Genomic DNA, 581 nt, shown 5'->3' on the forward strand with positions numbered 1-581 from the left:
CGGCAGAAGGAAGCGATCCTGCCCGAGGATCTGATCGCCATGCTCGAGACCCTCGACCGCGGCACGCTGCGTGGTCTGCGCGACCGCGCCATGCTGCTTTTGGGTTTCGCCGGCGGCCTTCGCCGATCCGAAATCGTCGGCCTCGACGTCGCCAGGGATCAGACCGAGGACGGACGCGGCTGGGTCGAGATTTTTGCCGATAAGGGTCTGCTTGTCACATTGCGCGGCAAAACCGGCTGGCGCGAGGTCGAAATCGGCCGCGGCTCCTCCGATGCCACCTGCCCTGTGGTCGCTCTGCAGACCTGGCTAAGACTGGCGCGCATTGCGCACGGACCGCTGTTCCGGCGCGTTGCTGGTCAAGGCAGAGCCGTCGGTGCCGATCGCTTGAACGACCAGGAGGTCGCACGGCTGGTCAAGCGCACGGCGCTCGCCGCCGGCGTGCGCGGCGATCTGTCGGAGGGCGAACGGGCCAAGAAATTCGCCGGCCACTCACTGCGCGCCGGCCTCGCCTCGTCGGCCGAGGTCGACGAACGCTATGTGCAAAAACAGCTCGGCCATGCCTCCGCGGAGATGACGCGAAA

At 67.0% G+C, this 581-nt stretch carries 1 protein-coding gene; it reads left to right on the forward strand.

Annotated elements, in window-relative coordinates; genetic code table 11:
- Positions 1 to 581 (forward strand): tyrosine-type recombinase/integrase (locus NKJ40_RS31810; RefSeq protein ID WP_352469396.1); only part of this gene is annotated, 581 nt, incomplete at both ends.

The organism is Mesorhizobium sp. M0119 (assembly GCF_040322615.1).
GTDB lineage: Bacteria > Pseudomonadota > Alphaproteobacteria > Rhizobiales > Rhizobiaceae > Mesorhizobium.